The following is a 20,013-nucleotide window of genomic DNA, read 5'->3' as shown; positions in this document are numbered from 1 at the left end:
GGCGATCGATCCTGATGGCTGCGCCGATGTTCATCGCGTCCCTGCGCGCGTCCTATGCGCAGGAAAGCTGGCCGCCGGTGTTCGAGGCCGGCCGCAGCCAGTTCACAATGGTGCGGCCGCGCGCGGCGATGCCGCCGATACGGCTTCAGGACCTGCATGGAAAGGACGTGGCGGGGACGGCGAAGCCGGGCCGCATCACCCTCGTCAATTTCTGGGCGACGTGGTGCGCGGCCTGCCGGCTCGATCTGCCCATGCTCGCAAGCCTTGCGGGATCGCGGCCCGACCGGGTCGACATCGTCGCAATCTGCACCGACACGAAAGACCTGCGCAAGATCCGCACATTTCTCGGCGGCCTCGCCGTGCAAAACCTCGCCTGCTACATCGATGCCTACGGCGCGGCGGCCGACGCATCCAAAGCGATGTTCCCGCTGGTCGGCATGCCCATCACCTATCTGGTCGGAACGAGCGGCCAGGTCGAGGGCTACATCACCGGCGCACCCGACTGGCTCTCACCAGCCGGCGGACGCCTGCTGCAATTCTATCGCGAGCAGGCCTGATCCGATTAGTTCGGATGCCACCAGCGGCCGCCGATGACGACACCCTCGGACGCGATCTTGCGGTCGCCGATCAGGTGCTCGCCGACGACGTCTTCGTAGTCGAACTGGCCTTGCCTGACCGTAACAAGCGTGGCGTCGCCGACGCTGCCCGGCTTGAGGCTGCCGAGCTCGGGACGCCGCAGCGCCATCGCCGCATTCACCGTCGAGGCCGCGACCACGTCGGACAGCTCCATGCCCATGCACAGGAATTTCGACATGGTCGTGACCTGGTCGAAGGCGGGACCGTCGATGCAAAGCTGATGGATGTCGGAGGAGATCGTGTCCGGATAGAAGCCGTTGGCGAGCATCGCGCGCGCGGTCTTGAACGCGAACGAGCCCTTGCCGTGGCCGATGTCGAACAGCACGCCGCGCTCGCGCGCGTCGAGCACGGCCCTCTTCACCGTGCCCTGCGCCGTCGCCGGCGTGTTGGGGAAGGGGCGGAAGGCATGGGTGAGCACGTCGCCGGGACGCAGGCGTGCCAGCACCTCCTCATAGCTCGGCGGCGGATGATCGATATGCGCCATCAGGGGCATGCCGACCTCGTTTGCGACTTCCAGCGCGATGTCGAGCGGTACGGCCCCAGACGTGCCCGAGGAGTGCAGCCCCACGCGGACCTTGATGCCGACGATGAGATCGCGGTTTTCATCCGCCACCTTGGCTGCCTCGATCGGATTCATCAGCCTGAGCTCCTCGCTCTCGCCGACCATGATCCGGTGCGAGAAGCCGAAGATGCCGGCATGCGAGACGTGCAGATAAGCGAGGATGCGGACCTGGCTCGGCTCGATCACATGCTTGCGGAAGCCGGCAAAGTTGCCGGGGCCAGCACTGCCGGTGTCGACCGCCGTGGTGACGCCGGACAGGCGGCAAAATTCCTCGGCGTCGATGCCGAGCGAGGTGCCGCCCCAATAGACATGGGTGTGGAGATCAATCAGCCCCGGCGTCACGATGTACCGCGAGACGTCGCGGACCTCCGTGCCCGGATCGGCCTTGAGTCCGCTGCCCACTGCGGCGACCTTGCCGCCCGCAAAGGCGACATCGGTCACCGCGTCGAGCTTCTGGGACGGGTCGACCACACGGCCGCCGCGCAGGATCAAGTCGAAAGGCATCATTGTCTCCGGATATGGCAATCAGCTGCAGGCGGGATCAGCAGGCCGGACAGGCAGGCATCTCCCTGCACATCGATAAACACGACATGACTCATGTCAATGTCCGAGCCGGGCCCGAACATATGATCCGACTGACCGGAAAGCCGGCAGCGATCTGGCCTTCCAACAACCTGCCCGCCCAAAAGGAATACGGACATGAGCTACGCCACCGTCAATCCCTATACTGGCGAGACTCTGAAGACTTTTCCCAGTGCAAGTGACGAGGAGATCAGCACGGCCATCGACAGGGCCGACGCGGCCTTTCGCGCCTGGCGCGAGGTGCCGATCTCGGCACGCACTGCGATCCTGCAAAAGGCCGCCGATATTCTGCGGCGGGACAGCGATGCCTATGCGCGCCTTCTGACGCTCGAGATGGGCAAGCTCTTTGCCGAGGCCAAGGCGGAAGTCGACCTTTGCGCACGCATCTTCGAATATTACGTGCTGAACGCCGAGCATTTGTTGCGGCCGGAGAAACTGCCGGTCGCTGATCCGGCAGAGGGCGAGGCGATGATCGTTCACGATCCGCTTGGCGTGATCCTCGCCATCGAGCCGTGGAATTTTCCCTACTACCAGATCGCGCGCATCATCGCGCCGCAACTGTCGGCCGGAAACACCATCCTGCTGAAGCATGCCTCGAACGTGCCGCAAAGCGCGGCAGCCTTCGAACGCATCATGCGCGAGGCCGGCCTGCCGGACGGATGCTTCACCAAGCTCTACGCGACCCGCTCACAGGTCGAGATGATCATCAACGATCCCAGGGTCCACGGTGTCGCACTGACCGGGTCCGAGGACGCCGGCGCAATCGTCGCCGCCCAGGCTGGCAAGGCCCTGAAGAAATCCACGATGGAGCTTGGCGGCGCTGACGCGTTCGTCGTCTTGGCCGATGCCGACATGGAAAAGACCGTCAAATGGGCGGTGTTCGGCCGGCACTGGAATGGCGGCCAGGTCTGCGTGTCCTCCAAGCGCATGATCATCGTGGACGAGGTGTACGATGAATTCCTGACGCGCTATCGCAAGGGTGTTGCCGCCCTCAGGGCCGGTGACCCGTTCGATCCCGACACGACGCTGGCGCCGCTCTCCTCACAACATGCCGCCGACGAGATTCGGGAAAGAATTCAGCAAGCCGTGAAGCACGGCGCGAAAGCCGAGGAGGTCGGTCCATCGGTGCCCAACCAAGGCGCCTTCGTACAGCCCACGATTCTCACCGAGGTGAACGAGGACAATCCGGCCCGCTATTGGGAATTCTTCGGCCCGGTCTCCATGCTGTTCCGCGCCAAGGACGACGCCGACGCGGTGCGCATCGCAAACGATTCCCCGTTCGGCCTGGGCGGCTCGGTGTTCACGTCGGACACCAAACGCGGGGCCGAACTCGCGCGAAAGATCTCGACCGGCATGGTCTTCGTCAATCACCCGACCAAGGTGGAAGCGGACCTGCCTTTCGGCGGCATCAAACGATCGGGCTATGGCCGCGAGCTCCTCGGGCTCGGGCTCAAGGAATTCGTCAACCACAAGCTGATCGACGTCGTCGATATCGACGCGCGGTTCTGATCGAGCGCTGCGTTTGGGGGCTGGCCGAGGCCAGCTCCCGCGTCCGAAATTGTTGTGAAATATCTCGTCACCGCGCCGATCGGTGCGACCGCCGAAAGGCGGCATTGAAAGGCTGGCGATCCCGGCATGACTCGAACATGCGACCTACGGTTTAGGAAACCGCCGCTCTATCCGGCTGAGCTACGGGACCGCGGAACCCGCCGGTGAGGCGGGTTGCCTAGGAGTGTACATATCAAAGCGGCGGCGGGACCGGAAGCCCTCTGCCTGGCCCAATGCGAAAGGTCTGCCGGCGGGCTTACGCCTTGATGTTATTATCTTTCACCACCTTGCGCCAATAGGCGACCTGCTTGTCGAAGAAGGTCTTGAAGGCGGCGCTGTCCTCAAGCAGCAGCGTCATGTGCTGGGTGTCCTTGAGCTGGGCGGCGGTCGCGGGCTCGCTGAGGATCTCCTTGGACGCCGTCGCCATGGCCGCGACGACATCCGCAGGCGTGCCAGCGGGCGCGAAGATGCCCCACCAGGCGAGCGTCTCGAAGTCCGGAAAGCCGGCCTCGATTGCGGTCGGCGTATCCGGCAAGGCCGGCAGCCGCGTGCGGCCGAGCTGCAGGATCGGTCGCAACATGTTGGTGCCGAGCTGGGCGGCGACCAGCGCCGCCGATCCCGCGATCAGATCGACATGGCCGCCGAGCACGTCGTTCATCGCAGGGCCGCCGCCGCGATAGGGCACGTGCATGATCTCGACGCCGGCCTTGCTGCCGAGCACGGTCATGGCGAGATGGCCAAGCGTGCCGATGCCGACGGAGGCGTATTTCACCGCGCCGGGGGTCGCCTTGCAGGCGGCGACCACGTCGGCGAAGCTGTTGTAGGGGCGGCCGGCGCCGGCTGCGATCACATAAGGCGCAGTGCCGACCAGCAACACCGGCATCAGCTCGCGCTCGACGTCGACCGGCGGCTTGTCGAGGATGGACGGAATCACGGCGTGGGAATCGAAGGTGACCAGGAAGGACGATCCGTCCGCCGGGCTCTTGGCAACCTGCGCCGCACCGAGCGCGCCGGCGGCGCCCGACTTGTTCTCGACCACGACGATGCGGCCAAGCTTGGTCTGCAGATGGCTCTGGAGCAGCCGCGCCATCGCGTCGGTCGAGCCGCCCGGCGGGAACGGCACCACCAGCGTGATTTTAGAGGCCTGCGCTGCCGCCGGCCCCATTGCGAGGATGGCCGGCGCAGCCAGCAGCGTTCGTCGCGTGATCGTCATGGTCCCCTCCCTTTTTGTCTGGCGCCTGGCTTTTGCTCTTTGGCGCTTCAGGTCGTTCCGAAACCCGACCCCGCTTTTTTGTATTCTGGCCGCGGCGGACTGAAAATGTCCAGCACGCGGGCGCCGTCGGGGCCGGCGCGCATGGTGTGCGGCACGTTGCCGGGGGTGCGCCAGAAATCGCCCTTGGTCACGGGGATTTCCTCATCGCCCTGGACGCGGATGGCGGAGCCGTCGAGCAGCACGCCCCATTGCTCCTCGGGATGATGATGCAGCGTGCCCTGCGCATGCGGCGCCAGCGTCACCACCGACAGCATCGCCTGCTCGCCGGAGAAGATGCGCGTGGTCACCCCCGCGGCGAGTTCGCGGAACAATCCGTCGCCGGGATTATCGATGTTGTGGAATTCGTCCTTCTGGCTCACGCCGCTCTCCCCTTCGTTTCTTTCTGATCAGGATTTGCCATAGGAGCCCTGGTAACGGCCCTCGCGGATTGCCTTCAACGTCTCCTCCTCGCGCGCGACCTGGGTGCGTACCGCTTCCAGCAGCGCCGCGGCGCCGGCGGCGGGAAACGACACCACGCCGTCCTCGTCGCCAACGATGATGTCGCCGGGCGAGATCACGCTGCCGCCGATCGAAACGGGCACGTTGATCTCGCCGGGCCCGTTCTTGTAGGGGCCGCGATGGATCACCGCACGGGCGTAGCAGGGGAAGTCGTCGGCCGCGAACGAGGCGACATCGCGGATCGCACCGTCGATTACGTAACCCTCTGCTTTGCGCCACTGCGCGATGTTCTTCATGATCTCGCCGACCAGCGCCCGGGTCTCGTCGCCGCCGCCGTCGACCACGATGACGTCGCCGGGACCGACCAGATCGAGCGCGCGGTGAATGGCGAGATTGTCGCCGGGACGGGTGCGCACCGTGAAGGCCGTCCCCACCAGCTTGCCGCCGCGATGATAGGGTTTCAGCCCCACCGCGCCGGGCAGGCGGGCGAGATTATCCGAGATGACCGAGGTCGGCGCCCCGCGAAAACCCTCGATGATCTCGGCCGGCGGCTTCGGCACGCCGTTCGCTGCGATGGTGATGGTCATGTCGGAAATCCTTCCCGTGAATTGTCTCAATCGGCGTGCGCCGGCGCCTTCGCCGGCCAAATCCGGAAGGCGCGCCCGTCCTTCATCCATGCTGCGCGCTCGTCGCGCAACAGGGTGCGGCGGACTTTTCCGGAATCATCGCGCGGCGGGGCGCTGACGATCTCGAAACTCTCGGGGTGCTTGTAACGGCTGAGCCGGTCTTTCAGGAAATCCGCCATGCCGTCGGCGATCACTTGGCCATCCGCATCGCCTTCCGGCTCGATGATGGCATGCACGCGCTGGCCCAGTTCCGGATCGGGCAATCCCACCACGACGCAGGAGCGTACGCCGGGGCACGCGGACACCGCCGCCTCGACCTCGGCCGGATAGATATTGGCACCGCCGCGCAGCACCATGTCGGCGAGGCGATCGCCGAGATAGAGATAGCCGTCCGCGTCCAGCCGGCCGATGTCGCCGAGCGATTCCCAGCCGTCGGCGCGGCGCTTCGGCTCGGCACCGAGATAATGATAGGTGGCGTCCTTGCCGTCATTGTTGAGGAAATAGATCTCGCCGGTCTCGCCCGGCGCGACCTCGTTGCCGTCCTCGCCGATGATGCGCAAGCGCGCCATCTCGCCGATCTTGCCGACCGAGCCTTTGTGCGTCAGCCATTCCGTGCCGGAGATGATGCACGCGCCCTGCCGCTCGGTGCCGCCATAGAGCTCCCAAACCCGCTCAGGTCCGAGCCAGGCGATCCAGTTCTCCTTCAGCCAGGGCGGCATCGGAGCTGCCATGTGAAATACGGTCTGAAGGCTGGAGACATCGTAGGCGTTGCGCACGGTCTCCGGCAGCGCCCAGATCCGGTGCATCATGGTCGGCACGAAATTGACCCATTGCACGCGCTCGCGTTCGATCTGGCGCAGCGTCTCCTCGGCATCGAACTTGATAAGGCCGGTGAGCTGACCGCCGGCGAACAGCGCATAGTGCGACACGATGAACGGCGCATTGTGGTAGAGCGGACCGGGATTGAGCAGCGAGACGCCGAAGGGGATGTTGAGCGGCGGCGCGGCGACCGTGTCGGTCACCGCCGGATGATGGTCGAGGATCACTTTCGGCCGGCCGGTCGAGCCGCCTGAGGTCATGGCTTTCCAATAACGGGCGACCGGCGGATTGAGCGCTTCGTCCGAAAAACCTTCCGCCACGAAATCCGCAGGCAGGCGGTTCGGCGCGTTCCAGTCGGCCTCGCCGCCGACCACCAGCGCCGGCTGCAAAATGTCGAGCACCGCGGCAGCCTCGCCGCGCGGCAGCCGCCACGACAGCGAGGTCGGCGTCGCTCCGCACTTCCACACCGCAAAGGATGTCTCGAAGAACGCGTTGCCATTGGGCAGGCCGATCGCGACGAAATCGCCGGGCTTGACGCCCTTGGCCATGAACGCCCGTGCGCGCCGGTTGGCGCCGCGTTCGAGCTCATACCATGTCAGCGTATCCTGCCCGTGACGGACGGCGATCGTGCCTTGCGGTTTGCGTTCAGCGTACCAGCGCGGCACGTCGGACAGGGGCAGCAGCATCAGGCGTTTCCACTTCGTCTTCTTGGCGTCGCTTCAGGATGAGGCGCATCGCAAGGCGAAGTGTAACAGCCGGAGCCGAGCCTTCAAGATCAAGCCTTCAAGACACAAGCGAAGGCATCAGCGCTCCGCGCCGCAGCCCGGAATATCGAACAGCGCCGCAAGACCGCATTTCGAGGTCAGCATCTTGTCGCCGTCATGGCCGACGCCGGCGACATCCCAGACCCGGTGATTGGGCGTGCCGCGGTCGCGCTTGGCCATCGCATCCGCATAGGCGTGGCCGCGAGCATAGCGATAGGGACCTTGCGCTTCGGCCATGCAGCTCTTGTCCAGCGCGGAGTGCTTCGGATTGGTGTCGAGCGTGCCGAGCAGATAGATCACCTCGCGATCGACATAACGCTGCTCGAGTGCGGCCGGCGTGACGTTCGCAAGATAAGGCGGCCGCCCGTCCATGCCGTATTTCCAGGTGTTGAAGCCCGGGCAGGATGCGGCGATCTTGGGCACGGGCCGCTCGTCGCTGAAATAGGCGTAGGAGGAGGGATTGGCGACGACGTAGCGGATGTCGATGTGCTGGCGCGACAACGCCGCTTCGCCCTTGCCGGCGATGGCATAGCGCTGCGCGACCTGGGCGCCGCCGGAATGGCCGGCGACCACGACCTGCTTCAGGTTCGGGAAGATGCGCCGGTCGGAGAGTTTTGCGAGGATGGCGTCGAGCGCCTCGAAGGACGACACCGGATTCGGTGCCAGCGCAGCATCGCCGCCCTCCCATCCCTCCAAGGACCAGCGCAACATGTCCGCAGGCAGCTTGTGCGCGTCGACGTCGATCTCCGCCAGAAATTGCGGCACGATCATCAGCGCGCTCTTGCCGTCGTCGCCGGCTGCGACCTGCGCGGTATGGGCCGACATGTAATACTCGTCGGCATTGCGCAGGCGCCCGTGCAGCACGATGATGGCGCGCGAGATCGCCGGCAGCGGCAACGACCAGTCGCTGGAAAGATAGAGCGGCAGCATTCCCTGACCGCCGACCGGGAGGCGCGCGTCGGCGATCGCCCTCACGGGCTTGCGGTTGGGCGCATCCTCATCCGCGGCGAACGCATGGCTGGAAACGAGCGCCAACGCGATTGCGGCGAGACGGGCCAACACTCTCATGACGGACATCTCCCTTCGAATTCAAATCCATAAAAGTCTAAGCGCATCGTGTGCCGCGCGGCTGTGACTCCCGGGCCACGTCAAGCAAAAAATGTCAGCAATGCGGCCATGAAATTCCCGGGTTCCATGGGTGACAAGCAGGCGATAAAGAGGCAAAAATCCGACTCGACTCAGTTCGGGTTGAGTTTTGCAAGGAATGCTCTCGTAGATGTCGTCCGTGGTTGCATCGCGTCGTGCGGCGCTTGTCGTTGCCGCAGCAGGATTTTTTCTGCTGACGCACTCGCATGCCCAGGCGCAATGGTGGAAGCGCGCGCCGGTCGATTTCGAGGAATGCGCGGACGCTGCCGAGAAAGCCGCAACCAAGGCCGAGAAGACGGCGGCGCTTGCCAACTGCAACGCTAAATTCGCCGGCCGTCGCAAGCCAGGCGGCGGCTACTCCTATTACGACTTCCTCCAGGACCGCACCTTCGACATCGCAGGTCCCAACCCGACGCCGGAGGAGCAAAAGAAGATCGACGCAGCCTACACCTCCTATCTCGCCGATCAGCGCCGCAGCGATGAGGCGGCCCAGGCCACGATGCGTCAGCAGCGCGAGCAGGAACAGCAGGCGCAGCAGCTCCAGCAGGTCGCGCTGCGCACCGAGGTCGCGCGCGTGCCCGTCCCGGTCGAGCGGCCGAAGGTGCAGCCGACCGTCGGCCAACGGCCGAAGGGTGCGCCCTGCGCCAAGGGCTCATTCTCCTGCGAATGGCCCCGCCTGTCGGAAAGCTTGAACGATTTGAAGAAGCTGTTCAGCCCGACGCCGAGCAAACCGGCGAAGAAGGGCTGACTGTTCGCGCTAGCCGTAGACTTGTAGGGTGGGCAAAGGCGCGCGAGCGCCGTGCCCACGTGATCGATGTGGTGGGCACGCTTCGCTTTGCCCACCCTACGACAGCGGTGGGTATGGCCTCAATTCGGATGCTTCTTCTTACTTCGCTTCGGTTTGACCACCGGCGCTTCCGTCGGTGCCGTTACCGTCGGTGAACTGCCCAACTCCTTACGGCTCTCCTGCAACCGCCTGTCATAACCGGGCGAATTCATCACCGTCGGCGGCCTGGCGTAGGCGAGCGTCGATGCGCCGCAGAGCGCCGCCAGCGCGAGACCGATCGTCAAACAACGCCTCATCGCGTTCCTCCATCGCACGCGAGCGCTACCCGCGAATCTGCTGCGGCGTCAGCTTGGATGGGCCCTTGCCCGCGCTCTCGGCTTGCTTGATCAGCGCAACAATGCGGCGCATCAACGGCACGCCGACGCCGCTCTGCTCGGCAAGTGCAATGACTGCTCCTTGCAGATAATCGATCTCGGTGTTGCGGCCGTGCTTCAAATCCTGCCACATCGAGGAGCGCGCCTCCGGATCGATCTTCATCGTGCGTCCGAGGATCGCGTTGAAGATCGCATCGGGCAGCCTCAGCAAGGTCGGCGTCCACCTCATCGGGATCGGCGTTGCCGAGACCGGTGTGATGCCGGCGGCCTTCAGCGCGGCCAGGCCTTCCGCCATCTGGTCGGCGAACAGTCTTCGCCAGTCGCGGCTCGCCAATTGTGCGGCGAGCGGCATGTCGGACAGTGCGCTGAGCGCGTTGTTCAGATTGATGATCAGCTTGCCCCATTGCACGCCGGTGATGTCAGGACTGGCGCGCATGGTGAGACCCGGCACCGACAGCGCTGCCGCCGTATTCGCTTCATCCTCGCCGATATGGATGTCGCCGGAGGTCGAGCGGTGGAAACGGCCCTCACCCATCGCGATCGCGTTGAACGGCACCATGCCGGCGAGCACACGACGGCCGCCAAGGCGCTCGCGCAGAACCGCGACATTGCCGACGCCATTCTGCAAGGAGACGATGACCGCATCCTGCGGCGCGTGCTGCGCGATCTGGTCCGCGACATCGGCGGTGTCGGCGCTCTTCACCGTGACCAGCACGATGCCGGCGCTGTGGAAGATCGCAGGGTCCTCCGACAGCGCAAGCTGGCCTGGCCCCAGCTTCTTCCCGGAGCCGTCGAAATCCGTCAGAAGCAGGCCGAACCGCTCGATCTCGGTCTTCACCCGCGGCCGCACCAGCAGCGCGACGCGGCGCCCCTCGGCCGCCAGCATGCCGCCGACGAAACACCCGATAGCGCCTGCGCCAGCCACCACGATCGGTCGGTTAGCAACCAACGGACTTGCTCCTCGTTAACGGCCCGCCTTCGATAGCAGAGGCGACGGCGGCTGCCCACCGCGGCACAAGCGCATCCGCCTTGTAACCGTCATGAGAGCCCCATATGTTTTCGCGCGGGGGCCGTCACCGGCGAGCGCTCGCCGACGAGAACGCCAAAGGAGAGCACCATGGGTCTACTCGACGTCCTCAACGGCATGCAGAACGGCCCGCGCGGCCCCTCTACGCCCAGCTCCGAGAAACCCTCCGGCGGCATGTCGCCGATGACCATGGCGCTGCTCGGCCTGCTCGCCTGGAAGGCGTTCAAGCATATGACGGCGAACCAGTCCGGCACGGCGCCGCAACCGTCGCCGACGCCGGCCCCTCCGCCGGTGAACACCGCGGACAGCGGCGGCCTTGGCGGTCTCGGAGGACTGCTCAAGGGCGGCCTTGGCGGCCTGCTCGCGGGCGGCGCGGCCGGCAGCGTGCTGAGTGGCGGGCTCGGCGATCTCCTCAACCAGCTTCAGCAGGGCGGCCATGGCGAAACAGCAAGCACCTGGGTCGGCAAAGGCGAGAACAAGGCGATTGCACCGGGCGATCTCGCCAATGCGCTCGGCGCCGATCAGATCGAGAGCCTGTCTGCCCAGAGCGGCCTGTCCCGTGAAGAGCTGCTCTCCGGCCTCAGCCAGTATCTGCCGCAGGTGGTCGACCATCTGACGCCGGACGGACGGCTGCCGACCGAGAACGAGCTTTCGGGCAGACTCTGATTTTAGTCAAAGCGAGGGGAGCATCGTCATGAGCATGGGCGGCCTGTTGTGGATCATCGTCGTCGGCTTCGTCGCCGGCCTCATCGCGCGCTGGCTCGCGCCGGGGCCGAACAACCCGAGCGGCTTCATCCTCACCACCATCCTCGGCATTGCGGGTGCGTTTCTCGCCACCTTCGTCGGCCAGGCGATCGGGCACTACAGCCCCGACCAGGGCGCCGGCTTCATCATGGCCACGATCGGCGCCGTGGTGGTGCTGTTCATCTGGCACCGGCTGGTCGCGAGCGGCGTGATCAAGGGGTGACGTTCTAGGTCGTAGGGCACGCTGCCGCCCACGCGCCGTCATTGCGAGGAGCTCTTGCGACGAAGCAATCCAGATTGTTGCCTTGGAGGCAGTCTGGATTGCTTCGCTTCGCTCGCAATGACGAACTACGTAATCAAATGCATCCCCGCATCCATGCGCACGACCTCGCCGGTCATGTTGCTGGAGGCCGGCATCGCCAGGAAGCAGACCAGTTGCGCGATGTCGTCTGCGGTCGATGCGACCTTCAGCGGCACCTTCGCCACCACGCTGTCGCGCACCTGCTTGGCGCCGGCCTCGCCGCGGCCCTTGGTGAACCAGGGCGTGTCGATATAGCCGGGGCACACCGTGTTGACGCGGATCAGCGGCGCCAACGCACGCGACAGCGACAACGTCATGGTATTGAGCGCGCCCTTGCTCGCGGCGTAGGCGATCGACGAGCCGACGCCGCTGATGCCGGCGACCGAGGACACGTTGACCACGGCGGAGGGCCGCCCCGACGCCTTCGATCCGGCCTCGAGCAGGCCGCGCGCCGCGCGCACCATCTGGAACGGACCGATGGTGTTGACGCCGTAGAGGCGCTGAAAATCTTCCGCCGACAATCCGTCGAGATCGGCATGGGCCACGTGCTTGGTGGTGCCGGCATTGTTGACGAGGATGTCGAGCCGGCCCCAGGGCGCCGCCGCAGCGACGATCCTGCGGCAATCCTCGTCCTTCGACACGTCCCCCTGCGCGACCAGCACTTCATCCGCGCCGGCCTTGCGGCAGAGCTCTGCGGTCGCCTCGGCCTCCTTCTGGCTCGACGAATAGTTGATGACGAGCCGCGCCCCGCTCCGCGCCAGAATTTCAGCGGTCGCAGCGCCCAGTCCGGATGCGGACCCTGTCACGATCGCGCACAAGCCATCCTTTGCCATCCGGTATTTCCTTCCATGTGTAAGTTGCTGACGCCTTGTTTAGCGAGTTTGCCGCGCCCTGCAAATCGAGCAAACTCCGCTTAGCGGAATTAGTCTCCTGCTGACCCTTGCGCCCATGCGCGCGCCGCAGGTTGACCTGCGATCAACGCTTGTCAGGGCCATGGCTTTTTCGGATCATCGGGCGCAAAAAGAACCTGCGCGCCTCGCCTCACGGGAGGACCGCGCCAATGACCAAACACGGGGAACGCTGTGGCGGAGAGTGACAATATCGTCGTCGAGACCGCGGAGAAAATCTTCGCCGATCTCGCCGATCCGCAGACCATCAACAACGACAAGAAGGGTTCGTGGCAGGCGCCGCTGTGGCAGGCGCTGAGCGAAGCCGGCTTGCCGCTGTCCTGGGTGCCAGACGATCTCGGCGGCTCCGGCGCCAGCCTTGCCGACGGCTTTGCGCTTCTCAACGCCGCCGGCCGCTTCGCGGTCGCAGTTCCGCTGGCGGAGACCATGCTCGCAGGCTGGCTGCTGGCGCAGGCGAGGATTTCTTCACCGGAAGGCGAGATGACGGTGCTGCCGGCGAGCCCTAGAGATCGCATCACGCGCGATGCAGACGGCGCGCTCTCCGGCCGCGCCCGCGGCGTGCCCTTTGCCAAAGCCGCGACGCACTTTGCGGTGCTGGCGCACGGCAACGATGGCATCTCGATCGCGCTGGTCGATGCGAGCAAGGGCCGGATCGAGTCCGGTCTCAATGTCGGCTACGACCACAGCGATACCGTGACGCTCGACAAGGTGCAGCCCGTCACCATCAAGCCCGCGCCCGGAGGTTTTGACCAGACCACCTTGATGCTGATGGGCGGCGTCGCACGCAGCCTTCAGATCGCCGGCGCACTTGAATCGATGCTCGACATCTCCGTGCGCTATTCCAACGAGCGCGTCGCCTTCGAGAAGAAGATCTCGAAATTCCAGGCGGTGCAGCACAATCTCGCCCGTCTTGCCGGTGAATCCGCCGCGGCGCTCGCGGCCGCGACATCGGCGGCCGATGCGATCGCGAACGCAAAGGGCTTCGACGACGAAGTCTATCTCGAAGCCGCCTCCGCAAAGATCCGCTGCGCGGAAGCCGCGGAGAAAGGCGGCGCCATCGCGCATCAGGTCCACGGCGCGATTGGCTTCACCATCGAGCACATCCTGCACCGCTATTCGCTGCGGGCGCTGGCGTGGCGCGACGATTTCGGTTCGGAGAGCCACTGGGCCGTCGAGCTGGGCAAACTGGTCGCCAATCGCGGCGCCGACGAATTGTGGCCGCTCGTGGCGTCGCGCTGATCAGGGGACGAGACAACATGACCGCTGCCCTCCGTTTCGATCCGATCCGCCTGCCGGAAAAATGCGAGCAATTGCGCAAGGAAGTGCGCGCCTTCCTCGCCGAGGAAATCGCCGCCGGCACCTTCGATCCGCACAAGCCGAACCGCGAAGACACCGACGTGCCGGAATTTTCCCGAAAAGTCGGCGCCAAGGGCTGGCTCGGCATGACCTGGCCGAAGAAATATGGCGGCCAGGAGCGCTCCTTCCTCGAACGTTACGTGGTGACCGAGGAGATGCGCGTCGCCAACGCGCCGACGCGGCGCTTCTTCGTCGCCGACCGCCAGAGCGGGCCGGTGCTGATCAAATACGCGCCCGAGCACATCAAGATGGACATCCTGCCGCGCATCTGCCGCGGCGAGATCTGCTTTGCGATCGGCATGAGCGAGCCGAACTCCGGCTCGGACCTGTTCGCCGCGAAGACGCGCGCGACCAAGACCGACGGCGGCTATCTCATCAACGGCACAAAAATCTGGACCTCGTCGGCGCATATTGCCGACTACATGATCGCGATCTTCCGGACCTCGCCGCCGACCAAGGAAAACCGCCGTCACGGCCTGACGCAGTTTCTGGTCAAGATGAAGCAGCCGGGCATCCAGGTGAATCCGATCGGCCAGATCACCGGCCAGTACGAGTTCAACGAGGTGGTCTTCACCGACTTCTTCGTCCCTGACGATCACGTGCTCGGCGAAGTCGACGGCGCGTGGAAGCAGGCGACGAGCGAGCTCGCCTACGAGCGCTCGGGCCCCGAGCGCTTTCTGGAAACCTACTACGTGCTGACCGAGCTGGTCCGCGCAGTCGGTCCCAATCCGGATACGCGCAGCGCCGAAGGCATCGGCCGCCTGGTTGCGCAGCTCCACACCATGCGGCGCATGTCGGTCTCGGTTGCGGGCATGCTGCAAGCGGGCAAAGAGCCAGTCGTGGAGGCCTCTATCGTCAAGGACATCGGCACGGTCTGGGAGCAGCAGCTTCCGCACCGCGTGCGCGATCTCGCCGCGTTCGTCGAGGAGACCGCGACCAACCGCGAAACGCTGGAGCGGCAGCTCGACTTCGCCATCAAGACCGCACCGAAACTCACCATCCAGGGCGGCACCACCGAAGTGCTGCGCGGCATCATCGCCCGCGGACTTGGTTTGCGCTAATTCACGAGGATCATCATGAGCACTTATAAAGATATCGGCGTCGAGAAGGTCGGCCACGTCGGCACCATCGAGATCCGCAGGCCTCCGCTCAACTTCTTCGACATCTCGCTGATCAATCAGATCGCCGATGCGCTCGACGAGTTCGATCGGGACATCGAGATCCGCGCCTCCGTGCTGTCGGCGCAGGGCAAGGCGTTCTGCGCCGGCGCCAATTTCGGCGATCCGGCCCGGCAGGCGCAGGAAGCGCGCGAGGCGGAGAAGAAGGGCGACCCGGCCGACAATCTCGGCCCGATCAACCACCTCTACATCCAGGCCGTACGCATCTTCCGCGCCAAGAAGCCGATCGTCGCCGCCGTGCAGGGCGCGGCCATCGGTGGCGGCCTGGGTCTCGCGGTGTCGGCCGACTTCCGCATCACCTGCCCCGAAGCGCGTTTCGCCGCGAACTTCACGAAACTCGGCTTCCATCCCGGGTTCGGCCTGACGGTGACGCTGCCGGAGCTGATCGGCAAGAACAACGCCGAGCTGATGTTCTACACCAGCCGTCGCGTCACAGGCGAAGAAGCGGTGAAGTGGGGGCTCGCCAACGAGCTGGTGCCGCAGGACCAGGTCAAGGCGGCCGCGATGAAGCTCGCCGGCGAGATCGCCGAATGCTCACCGCTCGGCCTGCTCTCCACCCGCGCCACGATGCGCGCCGGATTGGCGGACCGCGTCATGGCCCAGACCAACCACGAGCTCGCCGAGCAGACCCGCCTGCGCGCGACGGAGGATTTCAAGGAAGGCGTGAAGGCGACGGAAGAGCGGCGGGCCGCGAATTTCAAGGGACGGTGATCTTTCTTTCTTCTCCCCTTGCGGGAGAAGGTGGCGCGAAGCGCCGGATGAGAGGGGTATCTCTCCGCAAATGACCCTCTCATAGATGCGCGCGCGCGGATAGAAACCCCTCACCCGTCTCGCCGCTATGCGGCGAGCCACCCTCTCCCACAAGGGGGAGGGTGCAGCGGGGTCAGCTCACGCGGAACGTCACGCCGCCCAGCAAGAACTCGTTGCCCGCGACCGCGAGACCTTTCGCCTTTGCTGCGTGGAGCACCTGAGCCACATCTGCCACCTTAAACTCCAGCGCGCTCATGATCTCGCTGGCGCCCTTCACGAAGCGGAAGGTTGCGTTGGGCAGCTTCAATTCGGCATTGCCGTCAGGCGCGACACCGATGATCTTCCCCCAATGCTCCGCAAGCCCCGCCGGATCCGGGCTCTGCATCTCTACAGCCGTCAGCGCCTGCGTTACATCCTTGCGGATGAATTTTTGCCAATCCGGTCCGGCCGGCGGATACGGGCCCAGAATGTCGTCGCTGCCTTCGGTGTGGTTGAGCTCGATGAAGGCGGCGCGGCAGTCGCGGGGATGAAGCTGCACGCCGTGATAGGGCGCGTGGTCGATGACGTTCGCCGTGCGAACGCCCATGGCATTGGCATGACGTCCGCGCTCGTCGGGATCGTTGCAGCAGAAGATCGCCATGTAGCCGCCGCGGCCACCGGTCTTCTCGATGAAGCGGCCGGCCGTGGTGCCGCCCTTGAACGGCGCGACCACCTCCAGCAGAATCGTGTCGACCGGGAGCAGCGCGTTCTCCAGGCCGTATTTCGCGACATTGCCGTCGCGGTAGCAGACGGCGAGGCCCATGACCCTGGCGATATTGGTGATCACCGGCTCGAGCTGCGGCGCAACCAGGCAGATCTGCCGCAGCCGCATATAGGGCGCCATCGTCATGCGCCCTTGAAGGTCGGCTTGCGCTTCTCGACGAAGGCTTTTGCGGCCTCCTTGTGATCCTCGGTGTCGCCGCAGCGAGTGTGGTGGATCGCCTCGCCGTCGAAGCAATCCTCCAGCGCCAGGTGCTCGGCATTGTTGATGTTGCGCTTGATGAAGCCGAGCGCGATCGAGGGCCCCTGCGCCAGTGACCGCGCAAGCTCGTGCGCGGCGGTCTCGATCTCGGCATCGGGGACGACCTTCGTCACCATGCCGATCGCATGCGCCTCTTTTGCGGTCAGCACCGGCGACATCAGATAGAGCTCGCGCGCCCGCGCGCTGCCGAGCAGCTGGGTGAGGAAATAGGTGCCGCCGTAATCGCCGGAGAAGCCGACCTTTGCAAAAGCCGTCGTGATCTTGCAGGATTCGCTGGCGATGCGCAGGTCGCAGGATAGCGCCATCGAGAGGCCGGCGCCGGCCGCCGCGCCATCGAGCTGCGCCACCACGGGCTTCGGCATCTGATGCAGGATGCGCGAGACCTCCATGCCGCGGCGCAGATTCGCGAGCTTTTGCTCGAACGGCAGCGGCGCACGGCCGGCCGCCATCGACTTGACATCGCCGCCGACGCAGAAGGAGCCGCCAGCGCCCTTGAACAGCACCGCGCGCACCTCGGGATCATCAGCCGCGCGCCGCGCCGCCTCGACCAGCCCGGCTACCATGTCGGGGTTGAGGGCGTTCTTCCGCTCCGGACGGTTCATGGTGATGGTGAGCAGCCCGCCTTCGACCTTTTGCAGGACCATGTCGTTCATGGGACGTCTCCCTTGTTGTTGTTTTGCTGCACTTTCACCACGCCGTCATTGCGAGCGAAGCGGAGCAATCCAGAGAGGTTTCCGCAGATGCAGTCTGGATTGCTTCGTCGCACCAGCGCAAAATTGCTTCGCAATTTTGTCGCGGGCTCCTCGCAATGACGGCGCGACTTCGTCACGCCATCATTTCTTCACCAGGGGGCAGCGCGACTGCTCGAGCGACTGGAACGCCTCGTTGCCGGGCACGGTGGCGAGCAGCTTGTAATCGTCCCAGCGCCCCTTGGACTCCGACGGCTTCTTCACCTCGAACAGGTACATGTCGTGGATCATGCGGCCATCCTCGCGGATCTTGCCGTTCTTGGCGAAGAAGTCGTTGATCGGCGTCTCCTTCATCACCTTGATGACCGCAGCCGCGTCTGTCGTGCCGGCCGCCTTCACCGCCTTCAGGTAGTGCGTGACCGAGGAATAGACGCCGGCCTGCGCCGAGGTCGGCGGCCGCTTCATGCGTTCGGTAAAGCGCTTCGAGAATGCGCGCGTGTCGTCGTTGAGGTCCCAGTAGAAGGCTTCCGCGAGCAACAGGCCCTGCGCTGTCTCCAGACCGATCGAGTCGATGTCGGTGACGAAGGCAAGCAGCGGCGAAACCTTCTGGCCGCCCTTGGTGATGCCGAACTCGGCGGCCTGCTTGATGGCGTTGACGGTGTCGCCACCGGCGTTGGCCAGCCCGATCACTTTCGCTTTCGAGGCCTGCGCCTGAAGCAGGAACGACGAAAAATCCGACGTATTGAGCGGATGACGCACGGCCCCGAGCACCTTGCCGCCGGTCTTGGTGACGACGGCGCTGGTGTCCTTCTCCAGGTCCTGTCCGAAGGCGTAATCGGCGGTGAGGAAGAACCAGCTGTCGAGGCCGGACTTCACGGCGGCAAGGCCGGTCACGTTGGCCTGGCCGTAGGTGTCGAACACGTAATGGATGGTGGTGGGACCGCAGGCCTCGTTGGAGAGACGAATCGAGCCCGGGCCGTTGAACATGATGATCTTGCCCCGCGCCTTCGCGATCTCGCCGGCGGCCAGCGCGGTCGCGGACGCCGCGACGTCGTAGATCATCTCGACACCCTGATTGTCGAGCATATCGCGGGCGATGTTGCCAGACAGGTCGGCCTTGTTTTGATGGTCGGCCGCAAGCACCTGGATCTTGCGGCCCAGCACCTCGCCGCCAAAGTCTTCCACGGCCATCTTGGCTGCGGTCTCGCTGCCGGGACCGGTGATGTCGGCATACAGGCTCGACATATCGAGGATGCCGCCGATCTTCAGCGGCGGCTTGTCCTGGGCCTGCGCTGCGCTCGCATTAAGGGCAAACGCTGCGGCAAAAATGCCCGCCAAAATATGCTTCATGGAAAAGACCTCCCTTATCGCGCCGTGCTCTGATGGCGGCTTGATTATTGGTATTGCTGCAATCATGCCGCATGCGCGAGAGGCCAGCAAGCTGCAGGTGCGTGACGCGGGCATGATTAGTCCGCACGTTTTCCGCAAAGCGGAATGGTGGAGTGCGGCAACATGTTTCTACGCGGTCATTGCGAGCGCAGCGAAGCAATCCAGAATCCTTCCGCGGCGGCAGTCTGGATTGCTTCGTCGCTTTGCTCCTCGCAATGACGGAGTGTGACGAAGCCTCTTCGCGACCCGCCACGCTTGGGTTAAAGCTGGAGCGCAACGCAACCTCTCAAGGCAACGTGACGCGACTGCTTCATCTCAGCGCTGCATTTCTGCTCATCGCGAGTCACACCGCGTTCGCCACGCCATGCCAATTCGAAACGCAGGGCGAAGGTCGCGTCGCGGCCATCGTCGATGCGCGCAGCGTGCGCCTGGACGACAGCCGCGAAATCCGCCTGACCGGCATCGAGACGACGGCGACGACAAAGCAGGCGCTGACGTCGCTGCTCGTCGGCCGCGACGTGGTCCTGCGCGGCACCGACGACACACCCGACCGCTACGGCCGGCAAGGCGCGTTCATCTTCGTCGGCGAGAGCGACACCTCGGTACAGGCCACGCTCCTGGCACAGGGCGACGCCATCGTCTCCGCCGAGACCACCGACAAGGACTGCGCGGTGGCCTTGATGGCGTCGGAGGCCGAGGCGCGGCGCCAAAAAAAGGGCAACTGGGCTGACCCGTCGGCCATAAAAAACGCGGAAAGTCCGGACGATATTTTGGCCGGGATCGGGCGCTTTATGGTGGTCGAGGGCAAAGTCCTGTCGGTCCGGCAAGCTGGGGCAATGACCTACCTCAACTTCGGACGGAACTGGACACGCGGCTTTGCCGTGACTATTTCAAGGCGTTCATTGCCGGCGTTCGAGAACACCGGGATCAACCTTAAGTCCCTGGAGAATAAGCGTATTCGCGTCCGGGGCTGGGTCGAGGGGAATACGGGGCCGCGGATCGATGTGCGCCTCGTGGGACAGGTCGAGTTGCTGGGCGCAAACGAGCCGACAGGGGTAAGGCCCTAAAAAGGGGCCAGGCACGGGTTAAACGACG

The 20,013-nt window shown here is 64.9% G+C and carries 22 protein-coding genes and 1 tRNA gene; 10 read left to right on the top strand and 13 right to left on the bottom strand.

All coding sequences use genetic code 11. From position 1 onward, the window contains the following. The first annotated feature begins 14 nt into the window (after positions 1-14). A complete protein-coding gene (locus I3J27_RS03210) occupies positions 15-557 on the top strand; it encodes a TlpA family protein disulfide reductase (protein ID WP_270165118.1) in 543 nt (180 codons plus the stop codon). 5 nt (positions 558-562) lie between these two features. Here I3J27_RS03210 and I3J27_RS03205 read toward each other — a convergent pair whose 3' ends face one another. Next, complete coding sequence (locus I3J27_RS03205; protein WP_270165116.1) at positions 563-1,702, bottom strand: amidohydrolase/deacetylase family metallohydrolase; 1,140 nt, start codon at positions 1,700-1,702, stop codon at positions 563-565. 195 nt (positions 1,703-1,897) lie between these two features. Between I3J27_RS03205 and I3J27_RS03200 the strand changes: the two genes are divergently transcribed. Then, complete coding sequence (locus tag I3J27_RS03200) at positions 1,898-3,289, top strand: NAD-dependent succinate-semialdehyde dehydrogenase (protein ID WP_270165114.1); 1,392 nt, start codon at positions 1,898-1,900, stop codon at positions 3,287-3,289. A gap of 113 nt (positions 3,290-3,402) precedes the next feature. Here I3J27_RS03200 and I3J27_RS03195 read toward each other — a convergent pair. The 6 genes from I3J27_RS03195 to I3J27_RS03170 form a co-directional block, all read right to left on the bottom strand. Then, positions 3,403-3,479: transfer RNA gene (locus tag I3J27_RS03195), tRNA-Arg, on the bottom strand. A gap of 105 nt (positions 3,480-3,584) precedes the next feature. Continuing rightward, positions 3,585-4,541: a tripartite tricarboxylate transporter substrate-binding protein gene (locus tag I3J27_RS03190; protein ID WP_270165112.1), complete on the bottom strand. Its 957-nt coding sequence runs from the start codon at positions 4,539-4,541 to the stop codon at positions 3,585-3,587. A 47-nt stretch (positions 4,542-4,588) separates the two neighbouring features. Then, positions 4,589-4,960 carry a dimethylsulfonioproprionate lyase family protein gene (locus tag I3J27_RS03185; RefSeq protein WP_270165110.1) on the bottom strand — a complete coding sequence of 124 codons (372 nt, stop codon included), beginning with the start codon at positions 4,958-4,960 and terminating at the stop codon, positions 4,589-4,591. Positions 4,961-4,987: 27 nt separating this feature from the next. Beyond that, positions 4,988-5,626 carry an RraA family protein gene (locus tag I3J27_RS03180; RefSeq protein WP_270165108.1) on the bottom strand — a complete coding sequence of 213 codons (639 nt, stop codon included), beginning with the start codon at positions 5,624-5,626 and terminating at the stop codon, positions 4,988-4,990. Positions 5,627-5,652: 26 nt separating this feature from the next. Then, positions 5,653-7,170, bottom strand: a complete 1,518-nt coding sequence (locus I3J27_RS03175; RefSeq protein ID WP_270165106.1) for an AMP-binding protein — start codon at positions 7,168-7,170, stop codon at positions 5,653-5,655. 117 nt (positions 7,171-7,287) lie between these two features. After that, positions 7,288-8,316: an alpha/beta hydrolase gene (locus I3J27_RS03170; RefSeq protein WP_270165104.1), complete on the bottom strand. Its 1,029-nt coding sequence runs from the start codon at positions 8,314-8,316 to the stop codon at positions 7,288-7,290. Between the two features lie 208 nt (positions 8,317-8,524). Between I3J27_RS03170 and I3J27_RS03165 the strand changes: the two genes are divergently transcribed. After that, positions 8,525-9,142, top strand: a complete 618-nt coding sequence (locus tag I3J27_RS03165; protein ID WP_270165102.1) for a hypothetical protein — start codon at positions 8,525-8,527, stop codon at positions 9,140-9,142. A gap of 119 nt (positions 9,143-9,261) precedes the next feature. Here I3J27_RS03165 and I3J27_RS03160 read toward each other — a convergent pair whose 3' ends face one another. Both I3J27_RS03160 and I3J27_RS03155 read right to left on the bottom strand, forming a co-directional pair. Beyond that, a complete protein-coding gene (locus tag I3J27_RS03160) occupies positions 9,262-9,477 on the bottom strand; it encodes a hypothetical protein (RefSeq protein ID WP_270165100.1) in 216 nt (71 codons plus the stop codon). Between the two features lie 25 nt (positions 9,478-9,502). After that, the gene (locus I3J27_RS03155) at positions 9,503-10,504 is read right to left on the bottom strand and encodes a 2-dehydropantoate 2-reductase (RefSeq protein ID WP_270165098.1); all 1,002 of its coding nucleotides are present in this window, start codon (positions 10,502-10,504) and stop codon (positions 9,503-9,505) included. 168 nt (positions 10,505-10,672) lie between these two features. Between I3J27_RS03155 and I3J27_RS03150 the strand changes: the two genes are divergently transcribed. Further along, the gene (locus I3J27_RS03150; RefSeq protein ID WP_270165096.1) at positions 10,673-11,248 is read left to right on the top strand and encodes a YidB family protein; all 576 of its coding nucleotides are present in this window, start codon (positions 10,673-10,675) and stop codon (positions 11,246-11,248) included. A 28-nt stretch (positions 11,249-11,276) separates the two neighbouring features. Next, positions 11,277-11,549 (top strand): GlsB/YeaQ/YmgE family stress response membrane protein, encoded by a 273-nt coding sequence (locus I3J27_RS03145; RefSeq protein WP_014490354.1) that lies wholly within the window; start codon positions 11,277-11,279, stop codon positions 11,547-11,549. Between the two features lie 125 nt (positions 11,550-11,674). Here I3J27_RS03145 and I3J27_RS03140 read toward each other — a convergent pair whose 3' ends face one another. Next, entirely contained in the window at positions 11,675-12,460 is a 786-nt protein-coding gene (locus I3J27_RS03140) for an SDR family NAD(P)-dependent oxidoreductase (protein ID WP_270165093.1), read from the bottom strand. A 249-nt stretch (positions 12,461-12,709) separates the two neighbouring features. Between I3J27_RS03140 and I3J27_RS03135 the strand changes: the two genes are divergently transcribed. The 3 genes from I3J27_RS03135 to I3J27_RS03125 are packed head-to-tail and all read left to right on the top strand — an operon-like array spanning position 12,710 to position 15,780. Then, positions 12,710-13,774: an acyl-CoA dehydrogenase family protein gene (locus tag I3J27_RS03135; RefSeq protein WP_270165091.1), complete on the top strand. Its 1,065-nt coding sequence runs from the start codon at positions 12,710-12,712 to the stop codon at positions 13,772-13,774. Between the two features lie 17 nt (positions 13,775-13,791). Beyond that, positions 13,792-14,952: an acyl-CoA dehydrogenase family protein gene (locus tag I3J27_RS03130; protein WP_270165089.1), complete on the top strand. Its 1,161-nt coding sequence runs from the start codon at positions 13,792-13,794 to the stop codon at positions 14,950-14,952. A 15-nt stretch (positions 14,953-14,967) separates the two neighbouring features. Further along, positions 14,968-15,780: an enoyl-CoA hydratase/isomerase family protein gene (locus tag I3J27_RS03125; protein WP_270165087.1), complete on the top strand. Its 813-nt coding sequence runs from the start codon at positions 14,968-14,970 to the stop codon at positions 15,778-15,780. A 172-nt stretch (positions 15,781-15,952) separates the two neighbouring features. On the opposite strand, the gene I3J27_RS03120 is transcribed toward I3J27_RS03125, so the two are convergent. The 3 genes from I3J27_RS03120 to I3J27_RS03110 all read right to left on the bottom strand — a co-directional run bounded on the left by I3J27_RS03120 (position 15,953) and on the right by I3J27_RS03110 (position 18,879). After that, entirely contained in the window at positions 15,953-16,702 is a 750-nt protein-coding gene (locus tag I3J27_RS03120; protein WP_270165085.1) for a VOC family protein, read from the bottom strand. A 2-nt stretch (positions 16,703-16,704) separates the two neighbouring features. Beyond that, positions 16,705-17,493 (bottom strand): enoyl-CoA hydratase, encoded by a 789-nt coding sequence (locus I3J27_RS03115; protein WP_270165083.1) that lies wholly within the window; start codon positions 17,491-17,493, stop codon positions 16,705-16,707. Between the two features lie 180 nt (positions 17,494-17,673). Then, positions 17,674-18,879, bottom strand: a complete 1,206-nt coding sequence (locus I3J27_RS03110; RefSeq protein ID WP_270165080.1) for an ABC transporter substrate-binding protein — start codon at positions 18,877-18,879, stop codon at positions 17,674-17,676. On the opposite strand from I3J27_RS03110, the gene I3J27_RS03105 reads away from it, so the two are divergent. Together I3J27_RS03105 and I3J27_RS03100 are read left to right on the top strand one after the other, a co-directional pair. Continuing rightward, complete coding sequence (locus I3J27_RS03105; protein ID WP_270165077.1) at positions 18,878-19,147, top strand: hypothetical protein; 270 nt, start codon at positions 18,878-18,880, stop codon at positions 19,145-19,147. The genes I3J27_RS03110 and I3J27_RS03105 overlap by 2 nt on opposite strands. After that, the gene (locus I3J27_RS03100; RefSeq protein ID WP_270165075.1) at positions 19,134-19,985 is read left to right on the top strand and encodes a thermonuclease family protein; all 852 of its coding nucleotides are present in this window, start codon (positions 19,134-19,136) and stop codon (positions 19,983-19,985) included. The genes I3J27_RS03105 and I3J27_RS03100 overlap by 14 nt, the downstream gene beginning before the upstream one ends. Positions 19,986-20,013 lie beyond the last annotated feature (28 nt).

The sequence above is a fragment of the Bradyrhizobium xenonodulans genome (assembly GCF_027594865.1).
In the GTDB taxonomy this organism is placed as follows: Bacteria; Pseudomonadota; Alphaproteobacteria; order Rhizobiales; family Xanthobacteraceae; genus Bradyrhizobium; species Bradyrhizobium xenonodulans.
Note: the sequence above shows the minus strand (reverse complement) of the source record. Positions and strands in the feature narration are given on the sequence as shown.